This window comes from Aerococcaceae bacterium DSM 111021 (assembly GCA_020112395.1).
GTDB lineage: Bacteria > Bacillota > Bacilli > Lactobacillales > Aerococcaceae > Ruoffia.
This window is the reverse complement of sequence record JACCEK010000001.1, coordinates 19,871-40,915: the sequence shown is the minus strand read 5'-3', so window position 1 is coordinate 40,915 and position 21,045 is coordinate 19,871. Positions and strand designations below refer to the sequence as shown.

Genomic DNA, 21,045 nt, shown 5'->3' with positions numbered 1-21,045 from the left:
GCCAAATATTCTAAGTTAAAATTTTAAGATAGTACTCACCTGTTTGACGAACAACAGGGATGAACAGACTATTATTCACCTTATTCAAAGACTCCACTAGTCAGGTGACTCTTTGTCTAATATAGTTTTAAAACCGCAAATTTCGCCCTTATAGCTCCATTTATGTCCTTACATTTTGTTAGAATAAAAAAACCAGCCCGTTGTCAAATCAACAAAGGGTTGGTTTTTTTAATTGTGATAAAGTTTATTGATTTTCTTCATGAATTGTTGAGCCACGATGTTTAATCTTATAAGGTAAGATAACTTGTTTCTCATCTACTTCCTCATTACTCATAATTTTAGTTAATAAACGCATTGCAACGGCACCAATATCATATAAAGGTTGTTGGATACTTGTTAATTTTGGTCGTACAATCTCAGTTACGATTGAGTTATCACTAGTGATTACTTCTAAATCTTCTGGAACTTTAAATCCAGCATCTAAAGCAGCATTCATTAGTGCAGCAGCAAAGGTATCTTCTTTTACTATAACACTATCTGCTTTAACGTTTTGTAATTCTTCTAATACTTTATCAGCATCAGTATATTTAAGACCTTGTTGAATCACTAAGTCATTATCAAACTCAAGACCTTTTTCTGCATACGCAGCCTTGAACCCTTCTAAGCGATGTTGTGATGTTAATAATTCAGGTTCGTCTGTAACCAACACTACACGACGTCCATGATCTAATAATTCAGCAGTTATTTCTTTTGTTGCTACTGTGTGATCAATATTAACACTATAATATTCTGGATTATCAACTAATGTTCCAGCAAAAACAACAGGTGTTGATGTACGATCAATTTCTTTCTTGATTGAATCAGAAACGCTCTGTCCCATAAAGATGACACCGTCAACTTGATTGGCAAGTAAGTTATTAAATACTTGAACTTCCTTTTCTTGGCTTTCATCTGAGTTTGCAAGAATGATGTTATATTTATACATCGATGCAATATCATCAATCCCTCGAGCTAACGATGAAAAGAATAAATTCGTAATACTCGGTAAAATTACACCTACCGTTGTTGTTTTTTTACTTGCTAAACCACGCGCAACAGCATTTGGTCGGTAATCTAATCTTTCAATTACCTCTGAAACTTTTTTTCGCGTACTTGGCTTAACATTTGGATTTCCATTGACAACACGAGATACCGTTGCCATAGAAACTCCAGCTTCACGAGCTACGTCATATATTGTAATTGTTTGTTTTTCCATAGGGCTAACCTTCTTTCAGTTTGTATCTACTTGTTGTAAATTTATCATAATTCATTTTTTATTGCAAGCGTTTCATTTCCAGTGGGTTATGGATTAAGCAATGTTTTCATGAAAATGATCTAAAGAGACCTAAGAGTATATACTCCTATATTTTCATGAAAATGTCAATAAAAAACTGCGAATAATACATTAAATTAATGTATTACCCGCATAAGTAAAAAGATATGATTATTTTACTTCTTTTTCTACATTTTTCATAGACTCTTCAGCAGAGTTATGAATGTGTTGTGCAGAGTCACTCACATCACTGGCAAAGTCTTTGGCTTCAACAGTAATTGTATCGCCTAAGTCTTCTGCATCAGCTTTTAAATTCTCAGCTTCTTTGCTAAGTTCATCCTTTGTATGTTTCATGTCTTCTTTGACACGATCCCATTCTGTGGAAGCTTCTTGACGAATATCGCCTAATTGAGATTTAAATTGGTCAGCTGAGTCTTTTAAGTTAACTTTAATATCTTCAGTTGTTTCGTATGCTGCGTCATATAATTCAACACCACGTTCCACAGCGTAATCAGTATAATCGCTTGCACTGTCAAGAAATTGATCGACTTCAACAGCTATATCTCGACGTAATTCTTTACCAGATTTTGGTGCATAAAGTAATGCTGCGATACCTGCTACTGAAGCGCCAAATAATGCTCCTAGGAAAAATCCTCCATTTTTACTCATTCAAAACATCCTTTCTGTAATTATGCTCTTAATTTTTTATTGTAATTTCTCCAGCTGTTTTAGAAGCCAGTTTATTCTTAATTTCAAATAGTTCAGATTCATTACTATCTCGTTCAACTTGGGCAATGGGTGGGACTGATGGTGTCGTTTTAGTAACAGGTTGATTATACGCTTCTGTTCTAGGTGATGGTGCTGGCTCAGCAGTCGTAGGTCTTTTACGAGCTACCCCTTTGGCTGAACTAACAAATTTTTCAATAGGTGACTGACGTTTTTTCCCTACACCCTTCAATAAATTTGAAGTCATATTTTTAGTTGAATCATTTAAATCTGAAACAGATGTTCCCAAATCTCCGATAGCGACGAATAGTGGATCAGTTTTACTTAATTTTCCATTTACATCATCAACTAGAGTATTGGCTTTATTTAATAAACCTTCAACTTCAATCGATAGATTATCAACATCTTTTGTAACTACATCAATTGTAGTATTTAATTTTGTCACCGTTTCATTTACATCTTTTAATATTTGCGATAACTTTGACAAGTTTAGACAGATAAAAATGACTAAAACAACAAATGCAAGCGCTGCAATAATTCCAGCAAGTTCTCCTAATGTCATACTTCTTACTCACTCCTTCCCTATTCTTATAGGATAAATATATCATTTTTAAGGATGTTGTACAAATAATTGGATACTTTTTGAGTTATTTATTTTTATTTTTAAATACTTATAGCGAAGATTTACTTATGCAAAATACTACCTAAATCATTCTGACTCTGTTATATTTTTATAAAGGAGTGTGATAAATTGATTTTTGGTCAATTTAATTTAGAAAGTATCCTGAGGAATTATATGCCAGAAGAAACGTCTGAAAATATCATTTATTTCGGTACTATTCTATTCCGTCTAGTGGTTATTACAATTATTTTTTTGATTATTAAATATATTGTAGAAGCTTTTTTTGATGCTAATCCTGCTGGGCGTATTAGTTTCCGTGGTAAGCAGTCTCCACAACGGATAAAGACAATCAATACATTACTTCGAAACTTTTCAATGTATATTCTTTATTTTCTATTTGTATATTACTTATTGACCGCTTTAGGATTTCCAGTAGGTACATTATTAGCTGGTGCTGGGATAGCCGGTGTGGCCATTGGACTTGGTGCTCAAGATTTAATTAATGATATGATTAATGGCTTTTTCATTATTTTTGAAAATTATTTTGAAGTTGGTGATTTCGTTGAAATTCCTGCTGAAGAAATCTCTGGTACGATTGAAGATGTTGGTATACGAACAACTACCCTTCAAGCTGCAAGCGGCGATAAGTATTATGTTCCGAATAGTTTAATTGCAACTATAAATAATAAAAGTCGCAGTACTAGACAGGTTACAATAGAAATACCTGTTGCAGATGAAACTGAATTCAATGTTTTTGAAACAGAAATGGCTCAAATTACTCAAATGATTTATGAAAAATACAATGAGGTTATGCGTGACGAACCTACTATTGTTGGTTTTGTTCGTGGTGTTGATCAAACCTTCAACTACCGAATTGCTTTTAAAGTGGCAACAGGTGAAGATTATATGCATACGAGTATATTTTACCGAGAGTATCTTCTTGCCCTTCAAGAGCAGGAAATCAAGATTCCTAGTTCAGTATATGATGAGGTTTAATAAAAAAAGTGATGAGATTTTAATCTCATCACTTTTTTTATCTTAGGTATGTTTGAGTTAAATCGTTTAATAGCTTCATATCTTCATCGTAAAATGAGACTTCATATTTATCTTTTGTCACATTAACTATCGCATACGTTCTATATGAATGGATTCCTCTTGAATTGTTTAGACTTCCAGGATTTACTAATAATATATCATCAACCATTTCGCTTTTTAATTGATGTGTGTGTCCATGAAATACAAACTTCGCTCCACGTTCTTTAGCTAAATCGATTACTGCACTGTTGGAACGATTAACACCTTGATGATGTCCATGTACTAGACAGACCTTACCCTCTGGCGTTTCGATAATCTGTTCCATCGGATAATGATGTGTACTATCCATGTTTCCTTGAACAACGCCGTCGATTATTTCCCAAATAGAATCATCGTGTTCAAATTCAGAATCTCCTAAATGGAAGATATAATCAACAGTAGGTCTAACTTCTTTAACGATATTGTAAACTTGCTTCCATCGTCCATGATTATCACTTATTAGCATCATTTTCATGTATATCTAGCCCCTTTATCCAATTGTCTATTTTATTTTTCAATTTGTTCATCGCATTAGCTCTATGACTAATTCGATTCTTTTCTTCTAGCGTCATTTCTGCAAATGATTGTTTCTTTTCTGGATAGTAGAATAATGGATCATAACCGAATCCATCACTACCACTTAATTCTTTTAGAATATATCCGTCGACTTTGCCTTCAACAACTAAACTTTCATTTTCAGGATAAGCTAATACTAAAACCGATTGAAAGTAAGCCTTTCGCTTCTCATCATCAAACTGTTCCATCTCTTTTAGTAATTTTTCATTATTTCTTTTATCATCTTTGGGCTCACCGCTATACCTTGCACTGTATACCCCTGGTGCTCCATTTAAAGCTGGTACAACAAGTCCTGAATCATCTGCTAAGGTTATGACCTTTAATTCATTTGCAATCGTTTCCGCCTTTAAGCGTGCATTCTCTTGAAACGTCGTTCCAGTTTCTTCTACTTCTGATATTTCAGGATAATCAAGTAAGGATTTTACTTCTATATCAGAATTTTTGAACATTTCATTAAATTCTCTTATTTTTCCTTTATTATGACTCGCTATCATTATGATCAACGATAATCTCCCCTTTTATATCACATTCATCAACCTCGAGTTCAGGCTGATCCAACCATAAACGTGCGAAACTCTCAAATTCTAATGCATTACCTGTTGTATATATTACTTGAGTTGCTGGTGTGATTGTTGCTTCTTCTGCAGTTCGACTCAAATTAAAGTAATCTAATAAAGTACTCACTTCATTAATTGTTTCTACACCTGAATCAATTAATGAGACATCTGGTCCCATCGCTTGCTGTATCTTATCAATAAGTAATGGATAATGTGTACAGCCTAAAACTAAGCTATCAACGCCAGCTTCTTTCAAAGGTTTTAAGCGTTCATTAATTGTATTTAAAGTTTCCACTGAATTAATGTTTTGGGACTCTACAATTTCTACAAATTCTGGGCACGCGATACTTGTAATATTTAATGTATCGGCTTTTTCAAGCATGACTTCCTCATACATATTACTATTAATCGTACCTTGTGTTCCGATAACTCCTACTTTACCACCCGTTGTCGATTTTATCGCTGTTCGACACCCCGAATGAATAACACCGACGACAGGTATTGCTAAAGTCGCTCTGATCTCTTCTAAGGCAGCTGCCGTTCCTGTGTTACATGCAATGACTAACATTTTAATTCCTTTTTCACGCAAGAAATTTGTCATCTGCCATATATATCGTTTTACTTCTTGTAATGACCTCGGCCCATAAGGTGCTCTTGCACTGTCGCCAAGATAGATAATCGATTCATTTGGTAATTGCTTTAAACTTTGCTTAACTACAGTTAAACCGCCAAATCCTGAATCAATAAATCCTATGGGTAATTCTTTCATACATTCATCTCTTTTCTAATAGTTCATTCTTCATTATAACTCAATAGATATTTTGTGAATAGAGTTTAATCCATCCAAAAGTAAACAAATAATTATTAAACTATAGTATAACGCTGATTATATAATAATGCTAAAAAATGTTCCTATAAAACTAAAAAAACAATCCAAATGAATTGGATTGTTTAATATTCGCATTACTTACTTGCTCTTTCGCTTTTCCACAAGGCAAATGAACGCTTGAATGCATTAATCATACCTTTATCACTATAGATGAGCACATTACTCTTATAAAATAATAGTGAAAACCAGATAACGAAAATCATGAAAAGTGCCGATACGATTAACGATATCGTAATTTCGACCGAACTAACTGTTTCAGCAGCAACTCTAAAAGGCATAATAAAAGGGGTAAATAATGGAATTTGTGATGATATTCTAACTAATGGGTTATTAGTGGAATTCAAAGCAAACATTCCTATATAAAACCCTCCTAATGCTAAGAATATAATCGGTGTAATCATTTTATTGACGTCTTCAGTCTTAGATACTAACGAGCCAAGGAATCCAGCTAAAACAGTATAAATTAATATACCGCTAATTGCATAGATAATTCCTAATATGACTACATTCCCGCTTCCTTGCAAGAGCTCACCAATATTTAAACCTTCAAAATTCGCTAGGAGATTAAATTGCTGAATAATGAATGATATTAAGAAATAAAGAACTAAGTAAATAACAATTTGAGTTAGAATTACCAGTAATATCCCTATTAATTTGCCTAAAAAATGTGCCGTAGGTGATACACTTGAGAGAATAATTTCCATTATTCTTGAACCCTTCTCTACTGCAATTTCTTGAGAAATAATACTAACGTAATTCATTATAAAAATGAATACAATAATCGATACGGCATAAGCAATCGCAATTCTAGCTATTCTAACAGGATCTTGTGTGGATTGTTCAACAACCTCTCCATCATCGCTTAAACTAATATTTACGCTATCAATTGAAATATTAATCGATTGAATTTCATTCAGTTGTTCACTTGTAAGTCCTAACTCTTCAGCCGAATTAATAAATTCATGTTGGGTTAATGCTTCCTCAAAAGGGGCTAATGATATATCTTTACTTGTTGTTTTTCGATAATAAGTAGGAGTATCCTCTTCTCCCTCAAAGTAAAAATAACCTTCAATCGCATCATTTTGTAGGGCAGCTTCTGCTCCTTCAAGGCCATAATTATAAGCAATATTATTACCTTCATTCGCTTGTTCAATAATTTCTTGAACTTCTGGTTCTGCACCGATCACAGCTATGTTGCCAACTGTTGAATCTGCTTGGCTTGAACCAATAAAATATCCAATTAACAAGACTACACCTATCATGACAATGGGTGAGACAATCATCCAGAAAAATGACCAAGACAATACATTCTTTCGATAAACTTCTTTGATAATAATACTCAGTCTATTCATGAATTGATTCACCTGCTTTCATCTTGAATATTTGTTCTAAAGTGGGTGGTTGCTGACTGAATTTCGGTAAATAATCACCTTTTGAAATAGTCTTAAATAAAGTTTTACCATATGATGTATCTTCAAGTTTTAAAGTGAAATTATCCTTTCTCGTTTCAATGACACTTTCAACACCTTCGAGATTAGATAAACTCTCTTGAGTCCAGTCGGAAGTCTCTATATAAATAAATGTACGTCCAAAGCTTTCTCTTACTTCATTGATCTCGCCATATAATAATTGTTTGCCATGATGAATCATTACTAACTTGTCACAAATTTCTTCAACATTACTCATATTATGACTCGAAAAAATAATAGCACTTCCTTTTTCTTTCAAGTCGATAATACCTTTTTCTAATAATTCTGCGTTTACTGGATCTAATCCACTAAAGGGTTCATCCAAAATAACGAGTTTAGGCTCATGAATAAGTGTTGCGATAAGTTGTACCTTCTGTTGATTTCCTTTTGATAATGTTTTTATCTTATCGGTACGCACCCCTTTAACATCGAACTTTTTCATCCACTCATCAATTTTCATGTCAATATCATTCTTCTGCATTCCTCGAAGTTGAGCAAAGTAAGTGATTTGTTGTTCGATTGTCATAGATTCATACAATCCACGTTCTTCAGGTAGATATCCTACAATATCATAAATATTGCTGCCAATTTTCTCACCATTCCAAAATACTGTCCCACCTTCTTCTGGGGTTAAAAAATCAAGTATCATCCGAAATATTGTTGTCTTCCCGGAACCGTTTTGGCCAATCATACCTAAGATAGATCCATCCTCAATATCAAATGAGACACCATCTACTGCTCGTAAATCTCCAAAACTTTTAATTAAGTTTGTTACTGATAACATAATTGCCTCCTTTAATACATTTCATATTTTAAGTATAAAGCACTTACAATCATAATCCAAACCATATAAACTTTAGTTCATAAACATATATTTACTATGACGCAAAAGATCACACATTGATTTTTCAATTCAATGTGTGATCTTTGTTTAATTTTTTAGTTTACCATTCAATTTCTCTTACAACACCAGCTTCTGTTGCTGTGAAATCAACTTCAGTTCCTGCTTCTAAGAACGGTAAGTGGTCATTTAATGAGATATCAGCTTTGTAAACTGTACCATCAAATGCAAAGTAATACACAGTGTTACCTTCTACAACCACTGCTTGTACTTCGTCTACTTCTCCGGTAAATTGCTCTAAATCGTCCTCTGTTTCAATTTCCTCAATATCTAAAGGATTATCTACTGCATAAGACTGCATTAATTGAGCTACACTTGATTCTACATATACATCTTGATAATTTCGAACATCAACTAAAGCATATTCTTTGATTAGCCCTGAATTATCTTTAAGCGTTAAAATATACATTGGTTTACCATTGATATTTATAAGTAGTGGGAACGTTGCAGTATAACTCGTTTCTTGTACACTACCTTCAGCTGAACGCATTGCTGAAAATTCTTCTGCTGCACTTAATGGGAACATTTGAGCATCTTTCGTTCTCAGGTTCACCAAAACAAACCCAATATTCGACTCATCCGCTACCACAGATGTGATACCAGTATAAAGATACAAATCATCACCAATAGGTAAATAATTATAACCAGCTGTTGGTTCAGTTACACCTTCTTGGGCAAAGAGTGAATTAAAATACCCATTACGATAGTGCCCTTGCATAGTTAATTGATGCATAATTAAATCCGCACCATATACTCTATCTACCCAACTAGGTATATTATCTAATGAATATGTTTCAGTTTCACCTGTCATAGCATTCAGTACAATTACACCATTAACTTCTGGTTCTCTGATGAAGAAATTACGTGTATACGTTGATGCTACGTAGTAAGGATTACCTTCATCATCTATTTCAAAGGTTGGACTTTCGAATAATGAAAATGGATTTGAAAAACGTAATTTACGCATAACATCACGGTTCAGAATCTCAGAATGACTATATCGAATTGGTTGTGCTGGCGTTTGTAATTGCACCTCTCCAGTCACATTATCTACTTGAATATAATGTGGTATTCCCGTCTGGAAATTATTCAACCAACGGAAGAAGCCTGCATACTCTAGTGGTGACACACGGTATGGTGCTGAATCAATTGTAATTTGAGTATAATCATTCGCCACCTCAAACTGTGATACTAACTCTGTGATATTACCTAATTGCCGATTACCAAGTCTTTCGGCTGTATCCCGGTCAACTAGAGGTATTTGATTAATATTTGTTTCTGGAAAATCCTCTTCAAATACTGCTTGATCTACAGTTATCATATTAGAATAACTCTCTGAGAAAAACACAGGTGATAACACTAAGTAAGCTATAGCACCAACAACAACTAATACAGGCCAAGGATAGACCAATAATTTATACTTAAGTGAAAATTTAGGCCAGCTAAAATTCGGTTCTCCGCTCTTTAGTTTTGAAATAGTTTTTACGCTATCAGCTAAAAGTTCAATAATGATGATTCCTGCTACAATAATAAACAAGAAAATCCAAAAATCTAACGAAGCATAATGTATAGGTGGAAGCATAATATAATAATATAAACATACAAGAACTACTAATAAAATGTAGAGATAGCGTACTTTACCTCCTGTTAATTTATTTTTCGTCATATTTTTCTGAAAAAAATCTTTCCAACTTTTGCTTGCAGATGTACTAGTTACATCTTTCATTTAAAAACTCCTCTCTTTGTCATTTATCGGGAAAAATTGATTTAGTATCGGTTCGAAGTAAATTCCCCATTTTATATCTCTATTTAAAGCCAATGTATTATCTAATGATTGCTCGATAATCTTCCCAGTCTTTAATAAAGTATCTTCTATTGAGTAACCTCTGCTAAACCAAACTGTCGCGGAACTCACAACAATATCTCCTGTACCAAAAAAATGCTCTGGATAATATTTATGCATGATTAACCTATTATAATCATTTTGCCCTCTTACATAAAATCCAATTTGATTTGGGTTGCTTTCAGGCACCCTAACACCAGTTATTACAACATATTGAACACCAGACTCGATTAATTTAAGGCTTACTTGATTCAATTCTTCAACTGTCATCAATTCAGAATAAGGTGTATTTGTGATAAAACAAGCTTCTGTAATATTTGGGAAAACAATATCTGCTTGTTTCATTAATGCAGAAAACTTTTCTGCGATTCGATGATCAAATCCCGGATAATATTTCCCGTTATCTGCCATAATAGGATCCATTAACAACTTCATTTCTGGATTACGTACTTTTTCCTGAAGATAATATTCAGTAAATAGTTCAAGTTGTTCAATCGTTGAAAAGTAGCCTGTCAAAATAACATCGAAATGTATATCATTATTTTTCCATACATCTAAAGTACGTCTAAAATCTTCATTCATTTCATGCCGGATGATGTTAGAATAACTTTCCCCTGTCTGGGTTGATACGAACATTGTAGGTAGAACTGATACTTCCATTCCACCTGCAGATAATATTGGTATATTAATATTCGCAGCTACTTTTCCTGCACCCGGAATATCATTTACAACTAAAACTCTTTTAGACATTCTTGCACACACCTCTCAATTCAATTATAGTCTAGTTTTCTTTATATAACTAGGGGGAATTGTGATACCATTCAACAGATTCTATCAAAGTAAATTCAGACTTTTTTATTATACAACTTCATTTTTAATTCATTATGAATCCGGATAATATTGACCCAAAATATAATATGAGTATAGTCATTCTATTTATTACTTCAATCAAAAAAGCACTCATCTCGATTAAATGATGAGTGCTTCAAATTGTATAACTTAGATCTTATTTGTATTGATTTAAAATTTCAGTTAAACGTGCTTTATCGTGGTATCCGACTAATTTTTCAACTACTTCGCCATCTTTTTTAATTAAAAGAGTTGGAATAGACATGATTCCAAATGATTGAGCTGTTTTTGGTTCATCATCAACATTCATTTTATAGAATTCAACGTCATCCATTTCTTCAGCTAATTCATCCACGATAGGTGATTGCATACGACATGGTCCACACCAAGGTGCCCAAAAGTCCGTTAATGTAACCCCTTCACTTGTTTTTGTTGTAAATTGATCATCTGATATTGCTTGTGCCATTTTTACATACCTCCTTTTTCATAAAACCATTATATCATCTCATTATAACGAACACTATTTAATTGCTCAAGTGCTTATTGTAATGAATGTCAAAAGAATTCCTATTTAAAATAGACAATCGTTGAACCATCTCCACCTGCGTTTGGCGGTGAGTATTCAAATCGGTCTACTTGAGAATGTTCTCGTAGTGCAGTTTGAACACCACTTCTTAACGCTCCAGTTCCTTTACCATGAATAATTGTTACCATGGGATGATTGGATAGTATTGCTGAATCTAAATATTGCGCTAATCTAGATAAGCCTGCATCATATCGTTCACCACGTAAGTCGAGTGATGTTTGGACTTTAGACTTAACATTACGCTGTACGTTAATATTGGTTGGTTTTTCAATCTTTTTAAGCGGTTCTAAATCTTTTTCTGCGATTTTCATTTTTAAAATTCCCATTTGAACAACATACTCTTCTTTACCAGATTGCTCGACAATAGTTCCTCTTTGTCCATATGAAAGTACTTCAACATCATCACCTGGTTTAAGTGTTTTCTTTTGTTTAGCTCGCTTAAGTACTTTATTTTTCTTGAGTTCCTCTGGTAACTTCAAGTCATCAAATGAAGTTCGTTTTTCAATAAGAACATGTTCTTTAATTGTGTTACTTTGTCCTTGTTCTAATTGTAATTCACGAATCTCACGTAATATTTTTTCGGCTTGGTCTTGCTTTTCACGAACTAACTCATTAGCATCTTGTTTTGCTTTTTCAACTAATTTGTTCTTTTGCTCTAACCAGCGATTATATTCCTGACGTAAATCTTTATGCAATTGTTCTGCATCATCTAAGAACCTTTCTGCTTTCAGATGGTCCTGTTCTGCAGATCGACGTTCGTGTTCAAGATTCGCAACCATTTCATTAATTGATTGATCATCTTTAGATACGCCTTCTTGAGCAATTTGAAGTATTGAGTCTGGAAGACCCAATCGTTTAGATATCTCTAATGCATTCGATCGACCTGGAACACCGATTAGTAAACGATATGTCGGTGATAGTGTTTCTGAATTAAACTCCATACTAGCATTGATTGTATCTTTAGCATCATTGGCATAAAGCTTCAATTCAGGATAGTGAGTTGTTGCCATAATAGTTGTTCCAATTTTTCGGAAATGTTCTAAAATCGCCACTGCCAATGCTGCACCTTCTTGAGGATCCGTTCCTGAACCTAATTCATCAAATAGTACTAATGATTCATAAGTAGCCTCATTAATTATGCGAACATTGTTAGTCATATGACTTGAAAAAGTACTTAAACTTTGTTCAATCGATTGTTCATCACCAATATCAGCAAATACATTATCAAATACACCAATCTGACTTCCTTCTTCTGCCGGAATATGTAAGCCCGATTGCCCCATTAAATGTAGGAGACCGAGTGTCTTAAGTAAAATTGTCTTACCACCCGTATTGGGTCCAGTTATAATAAGTGCTTTATATTCTTCTCCAAGTAAAATATCATTCGCCACGATATCTACAGAATCAATGAGTGGATGTCTTGCTTGCCAAAGAGCAACAATTAAATCCTTCGACAAGATCGGTTTCGTTGCCTTTATCTCACGAGCATACCCTGCTCTAGATTGAATAAAATCTAACTGTGCGAGCATCTCTTGATTCGTACTAATATCTTCCGCGTATGGCATTAAATTTTGTGAAATTTCATCAAGAATTCGATCAATTTCTTTTCGTTCAGCCACTTTTAATTCAGCCAAGCGGTTATTTAGATTAACGACACTCTGGGGTTCCATATATAGAGTTTGACCTGAGCTACTTTGGTCATGAACTGTTCCCCCCATCTGATTACGGTATTCAGCTTTAACAGGCACTACATAACGTCCATTACGGATTGTTATGAGGGTATCAGTTAATTGAGACGCTCTACTTTTTAATATTTGATTCAGTTGATTACGAACTTGTTGTTCGGTATTCGATTGATTTCGTCTGATACTACCCAGTTGACTTGACGCAGTTGATAATACACTGCCGTCTTCATCAATCGCATTGTGGATTAGCTTCTCAACTTCTGGTAAGTGAATACAACGGTCCACCCAGCTTTGTAAAGCCGGAAAATACTTTTCATCTTCAGCCAAATTCTCAAAAAAATGAATCACTTGCTTGATAGAAGTTAATAGCTTACCAACCTCTGCTAGTTCTTTACCGTTTAGACTCGCACCTAATTGTAATCTCTTAAGGGGCTGATCTAATGATTTTAACCGCGGTACCGGAATCAGTCGATCTTGCAACAATAAATTATGTGACTGTTCAGTCTCATCTTGCCATTGTTGAATAACTTCATAATTATTAGACGGTTTCATATTAGCTATCATATTCTGAGCAAGCTCTGTTTGAGTATATTGTTTGATACGTTGGCGTACTTTATCGAATTCAAGTGTGTCAAAAATCTTCTCATTACTCACGGAAAACATCATCCCTTCCTAACTCTTGCTGTCAACAAACTATTATAACAAAAAAAGTGTTCCTATGCCATTCATAGGAACACTGCCATAAATTAACTAAACGGATTAAAATTGAACCATGTCTCAACTGCAAAATCTGAGAAAAATGGTGTGCTTGTAACAATTCTATAGGCAAAGGGATTATCAACAAACTGTTGTTGGATAAACTCAATAGGTATTAAAGAAAGGACAAACAATAAGAAAAAGATAATGACAAAAGTAATGAATACGTTAGTGATTCCACCGCCAATTGCATTAAGATGATTCATAACATCATAATACATCACTCGAGTAAATAATAACGATAAAAAGTTAGTAATAACCCAACCAATTATACCAATTAAAATAAACGTAATCACTCGGTAAAACGCATCATCTATAAAGAAACTCGTAGCCTCATCATAGAAAGCTAACTCTGTATTTGGTTGGACAGAAGGAAATGGAATGAGCATTTCAACTATTTCGGATAATGGCTGAAAATATCTTGTCGCCAGAACAAATGTAATAATGTAACCGATTAAGCGGATTACTTGTAATACTAAGCCTCGACGATATCCTGTATAAAAACCAAATAGTAAAGCAATAATAATAATAATTGTTAACATAGCATCTCTCCTATCTAACTAATCACTCACGTTCAAAAGGAACTTGCTGTGAATTATTTTTATTTCTAAATAATTCATTTTGTGAACTGCTTTGGTCCCTTCTAGAATAATTTGGACGTGATGATTGTTTTGAATCAATTTGTGTTTTTAATGTTTGAATTTCCTTCTCTAACTCGAGAATATGTTGTTCTTTTATTAGCTGATCTGATATTGCATTCACTGACATTAAAATACTTCTATCCGCAGTGGATAATTCTGGTGCTAATTCCATTAATTGTTCAAGTTGATTATTTACAATATCAACAACTGTATTTAAATGTTGCGGTGATTTTTGCCCAACAATAGTATACTCTTTTCCTGCTATTGTTGCTTTAAAACGTAGATTATGTGCCATTATTTCCCATCCTTTTCAACTACTATTCTTATTTTACCAAATTTTTAGTCTTTTTTCATTTTTATCTGAAATAGTCTAATAATACTCAATTCTATTTCACAATTAAACCAATGTTCATTATAATACATAAGATAACAATCGAAAAGGATGAAGTAAATGGCCTCAGAAAGTATTAAAGTAGATAAAGCAACATTTAATAAAATGCATAATCATTACAAAGATAATTTAGTTAAGACTGTTCCGTATAGTGAATTCCGTGCAAAAGTAGGCTCAACGACAATTACCGGGTATACGAGTGGAAAAGTATTATTTCAAGGTAATGATGCACAAGGCGAGTTAACTAAGTGGCAAGGTTCAAGTAGCAAAACGTCAACTATAAAAGCAACATCAAAAAGTACTACTTCTACTTCACTGCCAGAAAACTTTGCTAATTGGGCAATCATTGGTAGCGATGAAGTGGGTAACGGAAGTTACTTTGGTGCTTTAACTGTGTGTAGTGTATACCTGTCTCCTAATCAATTTGAATTAGTTGAATTACTTGGAGTAAAGGATTCAAAGCTTTTAAAAGATAGCGAAATTATAAAAATTGCTGAAGAATTGAAATTAACGGTTCCCTATCAATTAACAATCTGTAATCCTGATAAATATAACCAAGCTATTGAAGATGGTTATAACGCAGTGAGTATTAAAGTATCTTTACATAATTTTACAATTGCTAAATTGTTAAACAAAATGAGTCAGGAACAATCCCAGGAAATGCAAGGTATCCTAATTGATCAATTTACACCTGCAAATAATTATTTTAAGTATCTACAAAAAGAAAAGAATCCTATTAAAGATAAGGTCTATTTCGTGAAGAAAGGTGAAAGTCATCATCTAGCCGTTGCTAGTGCTTCTATTATAGCTCGAGCAGCTTTCTTAGAATCTCTTGAAACATTAGGAAAGCCATTCAACAAGGTATTACCTTCTGGAGCTGGTAAAGTTAGTGATGTTTTTGCTGCTCAATTAATTAAGCGTTATGGAAAAAATTCACTGAATGAAACGGCTAAATTACATTTTAAAAATACAACAAAAGCAATCGATTTAGCTAAAAAATTAAAATAAAAAATGTGGCTCATTCATTTCAGAATGAGCCACATTTTTTATTGTTATTAACTAATTGGAGTTATTCTAATATTTTATTACTCTGCACTATCTTCTTCTGTTGTTTCTTCTTCAGTAGTTTCTTCTGCTGAATCTTCTTCTGTAGCATCACTTTCGCTATCAGTTGCTGCTGCATCTTCAGCTTCTTGTTCGTAATATGCTAAGTTAGTTAACTCATCATTTTCAGTTTGAACTTCAACAGCTGCAATTTCGCCTTCTTCAACGTCTTCATTACCTACTACTGACCACATTAATGATTCAGTAAAACGATCTGGGAATAATGATGTTGTTACAACTTGTGGTTGTCCAAATAACTCAGTAAATGCTGCTGCATCGCCTTCATTATATAGTGTTTGTAAGTCTTCGATTGTTGTTTCTAAACGTTCAAACATTTTAGCTGTTTTATATTGATACTCGATATTCGTTAACTCTTCGCCATTTTCTTCAGAGTTTAAGTAAGTTTGGTATTGAACAACTTGAACAATATCATCTTGAATAGATACATATCTAAAGATTTGTCCATTATCCGTTTCAGATACAGATGTAGGATCATCACCCATAATATCAACTACTTCATCAAATGTTAAATTAACTTCGCCATTTGTTGAACGTTCTTTAGCTGAGTCTAAAACTTCTTGGTATCCAGCTTCAAAGTCTTCTCTCTCTAACACTAAATTTGGATCCCATTCTTCAGTAGGTTTGATTAGCTCAGTAATCTCAGCTTCTGTATAAGGGTTCTCAGCACTTGGTGCTAAATCTTCTTCTGCTTCATCAGTAGACTCTGCATCTTCTGATGTTTCTTCAGTTGATTCTGTAGCCTCTTCTGAATCTACTTCTTCAGATACCTCTTCACTTGCAACTTCTTCCGTTGATTCTGAAGTCTCAGCTTCTTCACTTGCAAAGATTGCAGTTGGTGCTAATGATAATACTAACCCTGCACTTAATGTACCTAGTACTAATTTTTTCAATTGTTTTTTCATAATTAATCCTCCTAATTGTCATAAATAAAAATAAATAAAATATTTATGTTATCTATATCATAATCATTACTTTTCTTTTTTTCAAATGATATCCCTCATAACAATATTCTATAAAAGATTGATATAAGAGGCTTAATCATTACGAAATATTTTTCACCTATTTGTAACTTTGTTGGCGCAACTAGAAATACAGCATTATATGTATTTCAATTTAATTATATTAGATGCATTACATAACTATAAATCGACATTAATAGATAAATTTTTACATAAATCATATTTATATGATAGTGCTAATATTATACTGAATTCACACACATTCATTAAAATTCGCAATAAAAATTTCGTAAAAGTATAAAATATTACAAAAAAAAGCAGCACCCAATGTATAAGTGCTGCTTGTGTCTTTTATCTAATTTCTAATCCGTCAATTTGTGTTAGTGCATTCGTGATATTTGTCATTACTTTTTCAATATCCTCGTCCGTTAATGTTTCATTCGGATTTTGGAATGTCATATGATAAGCAAGAGACTGCTTACCTTCTGGAATATTCTCTCCAATATAACGGTCAAATAATTCAATTGAAACTAAGTACTGTCCACCATTATCTTTGATTAGTGTAAATAAATCTTGATGGAATTGATCATCATTAACTAATAATGCTAAATCGCGTGATGTTGATGGATATTTTGCAATTGGGCTTTGAACCAATGCATCTCTTGAATAACTTACAATCATATCAATATCTACTTCACCAAAGAATGTCGCTTGGTTTAAATCAAACTGCTCTGCTACTGATGGATGAATTTGACCCATAAAGCCTATTTCTTTCCCGTCTAAAGTAATTGCAGCAGTTCTACCTGGATGCATAACATCGATGCTTGATGTTGGTTTAAATTCGATTTTAGATGACAATCTAATACTTTCGAAATAAGTCTCTAAGATTCCTTTTAATACATAAAAATCATAGTTCTTTTTAGTTTCATACCATTGAGAGCCTTTATACTCCCCTGAAAGTAGAATAGCTAAACGTTCTTCTTCTTTTGGTTGTACATGTGCTCCTTGACCAAAAAAGACGCGTCCAGTTTCATAGAATGCTAAGTCTTTATTCTGGCGAGCTTGATTATATTGCGCAATTTCCATAAGCGCCGGGAACATACTTTGTCGTAAAACAGTGCGTTCCTCGCTCATAGGAAGTTCCAACTCAACTAAAGGATGTGCTTGTGACTTCAATAAACTTGCATGTTCTTTTGAAGTTAGGACATACGTTAATGCTTGATTTAGTCCAAGTCCTTCAGCAACAATACGCGTCTTACGAATTAATTGTTGTTTCTCAGTTAATTGTCCTGGTTGGCTTGGTGTTTCTGGCAATGTCGTCGGAATATTGTCATAACCATAAATACGAGCAATCTCTTCTAAAATATCAGCCTCAATTGAAATGTCCCAACGTCTCGCTGGTACTTCAACTGTAAAATGATTTTCTTCGAACTCTACCTTAAAGCCCAAACGAGCAATGATTTTAGCGATATCTTCTTTTGTTAAAGATATTCCTAACTTCTTCTCAGGTGAATTATTCTGAACTGTCACTTTCATATTTTCAGTGTTCAGTTCATTAAACTCTTTGATTCCCTCCGCAACTTTACCGTTAGATAACTCTGCCATTAATAATGCTGCTTGATCTCCGGCTTCGCTTACGCTTCCAATATTAATACCTTTTTCAAATCTAGAACTTGATTCTGAACGCAGTGCAAACTTTTTCGATGTTGCACGTACTCGTTGTGAGTTGAATACCGCTGTCTCTAATAATACATTTTTAGTTTTACTGGTGACTTCAGAATCCAATCCACCCATAACACCAGCTAAAGCAATTGCTGTATCACCTGATGCTATGATTGTATCGTTAGTATCTAATATTCTTTCAACACCATCTAATGTAGTGAATTTTTCACCTTCAGTTGCTGATTTTACTTTAATTGTTTTTGAATCTAATGTATCAAAATCAAAAGCATGCATTGGCTGTCCATATAAAAGCAAGAAGTAATTCGTCGTATCCACAATATTGTTTACAGGACGAATACCAGCTTTCATTAGACGAAGCTGTACCCATAAAGGACTTGCTTTCACTTCTACATCTTCAATTAAACGCATTTGGTAAGCTGTTGATAATTCTGAACTTTCTACTTCTACATTTACTTGATCTAATTTTGAATTATTCGTAAAGTTTGTCGATTCAATTGTCTTAAATTGTGGTGTTTGATCATAAATCGCAGCTACTTCATAAGCTGTTCCATACATACTCAAAGCATCTGCACGGTTTGGTGTGATATCTAGTTCAATAACATCATCGTCTAGTTTAAGATATGTAACAATATCTTCGCCAATCGGTGCATCCTCAGGCAACACAAAAATACCTTTTGCATATTCTTTGGCTACAACATTATCACTAAACCCAATTTCTTGAAGCGCACAAATCATTCCATTAGAAGCAACACCACGTAATTCACTTGCTAAAATTTCCAAGCCTCCGGGTAGCACTGCTCCGGGCAAAGCCACAATAACTTTTTGTCCTTTTTCAACATTTGGAGCTCCGCAAACAATTTGACTTAACTCGCTCTCACCAACGTTTACTTGTGCTACATTCAAGTGATCGCTATCTTGATGTGGTGCAAGTTCAACAACTTCACCTACAACAATATTCTTTAAATCTTTACCAATATTTTCAACTGATTCAACTTCGATACCTGTTCTTGACATACGTTCAGCTAACTCATTACCTGTTATGTCCGATATATCTAGGAAGTCACTTAACCATTCTAGTGAAATTAACATATTAGTTTTGACCTCCTTTAAATTGTTTTAAGAATCTTAAATCATTCTGATAGAAATGACGAATGTCATCAATATTGTACTTAAGCATAGCAACACGCTCGATACCTAATCCGAATGCAAATCCACTATATGTATTAACATCAATTCCTGACATTTCTAATACTTTTGGATGAACAATACCTGCTCCTAATATTTCAATCCAGCCTGTTTGTTTACAAACTGAACAGCCTTTTCCTTCACATTTAAAACAGCTCACATCAACTTCTACTGAAGGTTCAGTAAATGGGAAGAAGCTAGGACGCAGACGGATTACACGCTCTTCTCCAAATAACCGTTGAACTAACAATAGTAATGTTCCTTTTAAGTCTGCTAAAGTAATATCTTTGGCAATAACTAACCCTTCAACTTGTTGGAATTGATGAGAGTGTGTCGCGTCATCGCTATCACGACGGAATACTTTACCTGGACTAATCATTTTTAATGGCCCATCTTTTTCAAAATCATGTATCTCCATAGTACGAGCCTGAACTGGAGAAGTATGTGTACGTAATAAAACTTCATCATCCACGTAGAAAGTATCCTGCATATCACGTGCTGGATGATTCTTTGGTAAGTTCATACGTTCAAAGTTGTATGAATCTAATTCTACTTCCGGACCTTCGACAACTTGGTAACCCATCCCTAAGAAGAAATCTTCAATTTCTTCTAGCGTCTGAGTTAAGATATGTCTTGTACCATATGGTAAATCGTACCCTGGTAAAGTCACGTCAATCGTTTCATTCGCTAACTGGAGTTCTAACTCTTTAGTTTTAATTGAATTTATTTGTTTCTCAAACGCCTCATTAAAAATAGTATGGAAGTTCTGAATCGCCTTACCTAGTTCCGGTTTTTCTTCGTTAGATAAATTACGCATTTCTTTTGAATGCTGAGTTAATTCACCTTTTTTTCCAGTATATTTCACTCGAACCGATTGAAGTTCATTGGTTGAGTCACTCGATTGGATTTCTAAAGCAGCATCTTGAGCTAAAGATTCTATCGAAGACTTTAATTGTTTAATAGTTGATGTCATTATTAATCTCCTTTTTTTAAATGAATACATAAAAAAACACGCCCCTAAAAGGGACGCGCTACCGTGGTACCACCCTAATTCTTAATTATCAAGTAACTAAGCTCTTACGCCGGTAACCTAGGCAATAGGTATCTTTTTCAAATTCATATATTGAATTCTTTACAGATCCACTCCGAAATTGAACGTAATAAATCGACTTATATTATTTAGTCTCAGTCTTTGCTAAATATCCCTGTTGGTTGC

The 21,045-nt window shown here is 33.8% G+C and carries 19 protein-coding genes; 2 read left to right on the top strand and 17 right to left on the bottom strand.

What is annotated here, in order from left to right; genetic code table 11:
• Positions 1–244 precede the first annotated feature (244 nt).
• The 3 genes from ccpA to HYQ40_00260 form a co-directional block, all read right to left on the bottom strand.
• Complete coding sequence (gene ccpA / locus HYQ40_00270; GenBank protein MBZ6526189.1) at positions 245–1,255, bottom strand: catabolite control protein A; 1,011 nt, start codon at positions 1,253–1,255, stop codon at positions 245–247.
• A gap of 228 nt (positions 1,256–1,483) precedes the next feature.
• Complete coding sequence (locus tag HYQ40_00265) at positions 1,484–1,981, bottom strand: YtxH domain-containing protein (GenBank protein MBZ6526188.1); 498 nt, start codon at positions 1,979–1,981, stop codon at positions 1,484–1,486.
• 28 nt (positions 1,982–2,009) lie between these two features.
• Entirely contained in the window at positions 2,010–2,600 is a 591-nt protein-coding gene (locus HYQ40_00260) for a DUF948 domain-containing protein (protein ID MBZ6526187.1), read from the bottom strand.
• A gap of 189 nt (positions 2,601–2,789) precedes the next feature.
• Between HYQ40_00260 and HYQ40_00255 the strand changes: the two genes are divergently transcribed.
• Positions 2,790–3,656: a mechanosensitive ion channel gene (locus HYQ40_00255; protein ID MBZ6526186.1), complete on the top strand. Its 867-nt coding sequence runs from the start codon at positions 2,790–2,792 to the stop codon at positions 3,654–3,656.
• A 37-nt stretch (positions 3,657–3,693) separates the two neighbouring features.
• On the opposite strand, the gene HYQ40_00250 is transcribed toward HYQ40_00255, so the two are convergent.
• The 11 genes from HYQ40_00250 to zapA all read right to left on the bottom strand — a co-directional run bounded on the left by HYQ40_00250 (position 3,694) and on the right by zapA (position 14,781).
• Positions 3,694–4,209 (bottom strand): YfcE family phosphodiesterase, encoded by a 516-nt coding sequence (locus tag HYQ40_00250; GenBank protein ID MBZ6526185.1) that lies wholly within the window; start codon positions 4,207–4,209, stop codon positions 3,694–3,696.
• Complete coding sequence (locus tag HYQ40_00245) at positions 4,187–4,804, bottom strand: XTP/dITP diphosphatase (GenBank protein ID MBZ6526184.1); 618 nt, start codon at positions 4,802–4,804, stop codon at positions 4,187–4,189. The genes HYQ40_00250 and HYQ40_00245 overlap by 23 nt, the downstream gene beginning before the upstream one ends.
• A complete protein-coding gene (racE, locus tag HYQ40_00240; GenBank protein ID MBZ6526183.1) occupies positions 4,788–5,636 on the bottom strand; it encodes a glutamate racemase in 849 nt (282 codons plus the stop codon). The genes HYQ40_00245 and racE overlap by 17 nt, the downstream gene beginning before the upstream one ends.
• Before the next feature lie 194 nt (positions 5,637–5,830).
• A complete protein-coding gene (locus HYQ40_00235) occupies positions 5,831–7,108 on the bottom strand; it encodes an ABC transporter permease (protein MBZ6526182.1) in 1,278 nt (425 codons plus the stop codon).
• Positions 7,101–8,009 carry an ABC transporter ATP-binding protein gene (locus HYQ40_00230; protein ID MBZ6526181.1) on the bottom strand — a complete coding sequence of 303 codons (909 nt, stop codon included), beginning with the start codon at positions 8,007–8,009 and terminating at the stop codon, positions 7,101–7,103. Before HYQ40_00230 ends, HYQ40_00235 begins: the two co-directional genes overlap by 8 nt.
• Before the next feature lie 160 nt (positions 8,010–8,169).
• On the bottom strand, positions 8,170–9,852 hold the full coding sequence (locus HYQ40_00225; protein MBZ6526180.1) for a hypothetical protein: 1,683 nt from the start codon (positions 9,850–9,852) through the stop codon (positions 8,170–8,172).
• A complete protein-coding gene (locus tag HYQ40_00220) occupies positions 9,853–10,719 on the bottom strand; it encodes a pyridoxamine kinase (GenBank protein ID MBZ6526179.1) in 867 nt (288 codons plus the stop codon).
• A 256-nt stretch (positions 10,720–10,975) separates the two neighbouring features.
• Positions 10,976–11,284: a thioredoxin gene (gene trxA / locus HYQ40_00215; protein ID MBZ6526178.1), complete on the bottom strand. Its 309-nt coding sequence runs from the start codon at positions 11,282–11,284 to the stop codon at positions 10,976–10,978.
• Positions 11,285–11,385: 101 nt separating this feature from the next.
• Entirely contained in the window at positions 11,386–13,752 is a 2,367-nt protein-coding gene (locus HYQ40_00210; GenBank protein MBZ6526177.1) for an endonuclease MutS2, read from the bottom strand.
• A gap of 83 nt (positions 13,753–13,835) precedes the next feature.
• A complete protein-coding gene (locus HYQ40_00205; GenBank protein ID MBZ6526176.1) occupies positions 13,836–14,387 on the bottom strand; it encodes a CvpA family protein in 552 nt (183 codons plus the stop codon).
• 22 nt (positions 14,388–14,409) lie between these two features.
• Positions 14,410–14,781 carry a cell division protein ZapA gene (gene zapA, locus HYQ40_00200; GenBank protein ID MBZ6526175.1) on the bottom strand — a complete coding sequence of 124 codons (372 nt, stop codon included), beginning with the start codon at positions 14,779–14,781 and terminating at the stop codon, positions 14,410–14,412.
• A gap of 156 nt (positions 14,782–14,937) precedes the next feature.
• On the opposite strand from zapA, the gene HYQ40_00195 reads away from it, so the two are divergent.
• Positions 14,938–15,885 carry a ribonuclease HIII gene (locus tag HYQ40_00195; protein ID MBZ6526174.1) on the top strand — a complete coding sequence of 316 codons (948 nt, stop codon included), beginning with the start codon at positions 14,938–14,940 and terminating at the stop codon, positions 15,883–15,885.
• Positions 15,886–15,962: 77 nt separating this feature from the next.
• On the opposite strand, the gene HYQ40_00190 is transcribed toward HYQ40_00195, so the two are convergent.
• From HYQ40_00190 to pheS, 3 genes are all read right to left on the bottom strand, one after another.
• Positions 15,963–16,904 carry a hypothetical protein gene (locus HYQ40_00190; protein ID MBZ6526173.1) on the bottom strand — a complete coding sequence of 314 codons (942 nt, stop codon included), beginning with the start codon at positions 16,902–16,904 and terminating at the stop codon, positions 15,963–15,965.
• 408 nt (positions 16,905–17,312) lie between these two features.
• A complete protein-coding gene (locus HYQ40_00185) occupies positions 17,313–19,733 on the bottom strand; it encodes a phenylalanine--tRNA ligase subunit beta (GenBank protein ID MBZ6526172.1) in 2,421 nt (806 codons plus the stop codon).
• A 1-nt stretch (position 19,734) separates the two neighbouring features.
• Positions 19,735–20,802, bottom strand: a complete 1,068-nt coding sequence (gene pheS / locus HYQ40_00180; GenBank protein MBZ6526171.1) for a phenylalanine--tRNA ligase subunit alpha — start codon at positions 20,800–20,802, stop codon at positions 19,735–19,737.
• Between the last annotated feature and the right edge of the window lie 243 nt (positions 20,803–21,045).

Coding starts and splice junctions, on each gene's coding strand:
- HYQ40_00250 (MBZ6526185.1), bottom strand. CDS start 4,209: ATGAAAATGATGCTAATAAGTGATAATCATGGACGATGGAAGCAAGTT.
- HYQ40_00185 (MBZ6526172.1), bottom strand. CDS start 19,733: ATGTTAATTTCACTAGAATGGTTAAGTGACTTCCTAGATATATCGGAC.
- HYQ40_00230 (MBZ6526181.1), bottom strand. CDS start 8,009: ATGTTATCAGTAACAAACTTAATTAAAAGTTTTGGAGATTTACGAGCA.
- HYQ40_00245 (MBZ6526184.1), bottom strand. CDS start 4,804: ATGATAGCGAGTCATAATAAAGGAAAAATAAGAGAATTTAATGAAATG.
- HYQ40_00220 (MBZ6526179.1), bottom strand. CDS start 10,719: ATGTCTAAAAGAGTTTTAGTTGTAAATGATATTCCGGGTGCAGGAAAA.
- pheS (MBZ6526171.1), bottom strand. CDS start 20,802: ATGACATCAACTATTAAACAATTAAAGTCTTCGATAGAATCTTTAGCT.
- racE (MBZ6526183.1), bottom strand. CDS start 5,636: ATGAAAGAATTACCCATAGGATTTATTGATTCAGGATTTGGCGGTTTA.
- HYQ40_00205 (MBZ6526176.1), bottom strand. CDS start 14,387: ATGTTAACAATTATTATTATTATTGCTTTACTATTTGGTTTTTATACA.
- HYQ40_00235 (MBZ6526182.1), bottom strand. CDS start 7,108: ATGAATAGACTGAGTATTATTATCAAAGAAGTTTATCGAAAGAATGTA.
- HYQ40_00210 (MBZ6526177.1), bottom strand. CDS start 13,752: ATGTTTTCCGTGAGTAATGAGAAGATTTTTGACACACTTGAATTCGAT.
- HYQ40_00225 (MBZ6526180.1), bottom strand. CDS start 9,852: ATGAAAGATGTAACTAGTACATCTGCAAGCAAAAGTTGGAAAGATTTT.
- HYQ40_00260 (MBZ6526187.1), bottom strand. CDS start 2,600: ATGACATTAGGAGAACTTGCTGGAATTATTGCAGCGCTTGCATTTGTT.
- zapA (MBZ6526175.1), bottom strand. CDS start 14,781: ATGGCACATAATCTACGTTTTAAAGCAACAATAGCAGGAAAAGAGTAT.
- ccpA (MBZ6526189.1), bottom strand. CDS start 1,255: ATGGAAAAACAAACAATTACAATATATGACGTAGCTCGTGAAGCTGGA.
- HYQ40_00195 (MBZ6526174.1), top strand. CDS start 14,938: ATGGCCTCAGAAAGTATTAAAGTAGATAAAGCAACATTTAATAAAATG.
- HYQ40_00265 (MBZ6526188.1), bottom strand. CDS start 1,981: ATGAGTAAAAATGGAGGATTTTTCCTAGGAGCATTATTTGGCGCTTCA.
- trxA (MBZ6526178.1), bottom strand. CDS start 11,284: ATGGCACAAGCAATATCAGATGATCAATTTACAACAAAAACAAGTGAA.
- HYQ40_00190 (MBZ6526173.1), bottom strand. CDS start 16,904: ATGAAAAAACAATTGAAAAAATTAGTACTAGGTACATTAAGTGCAGGG.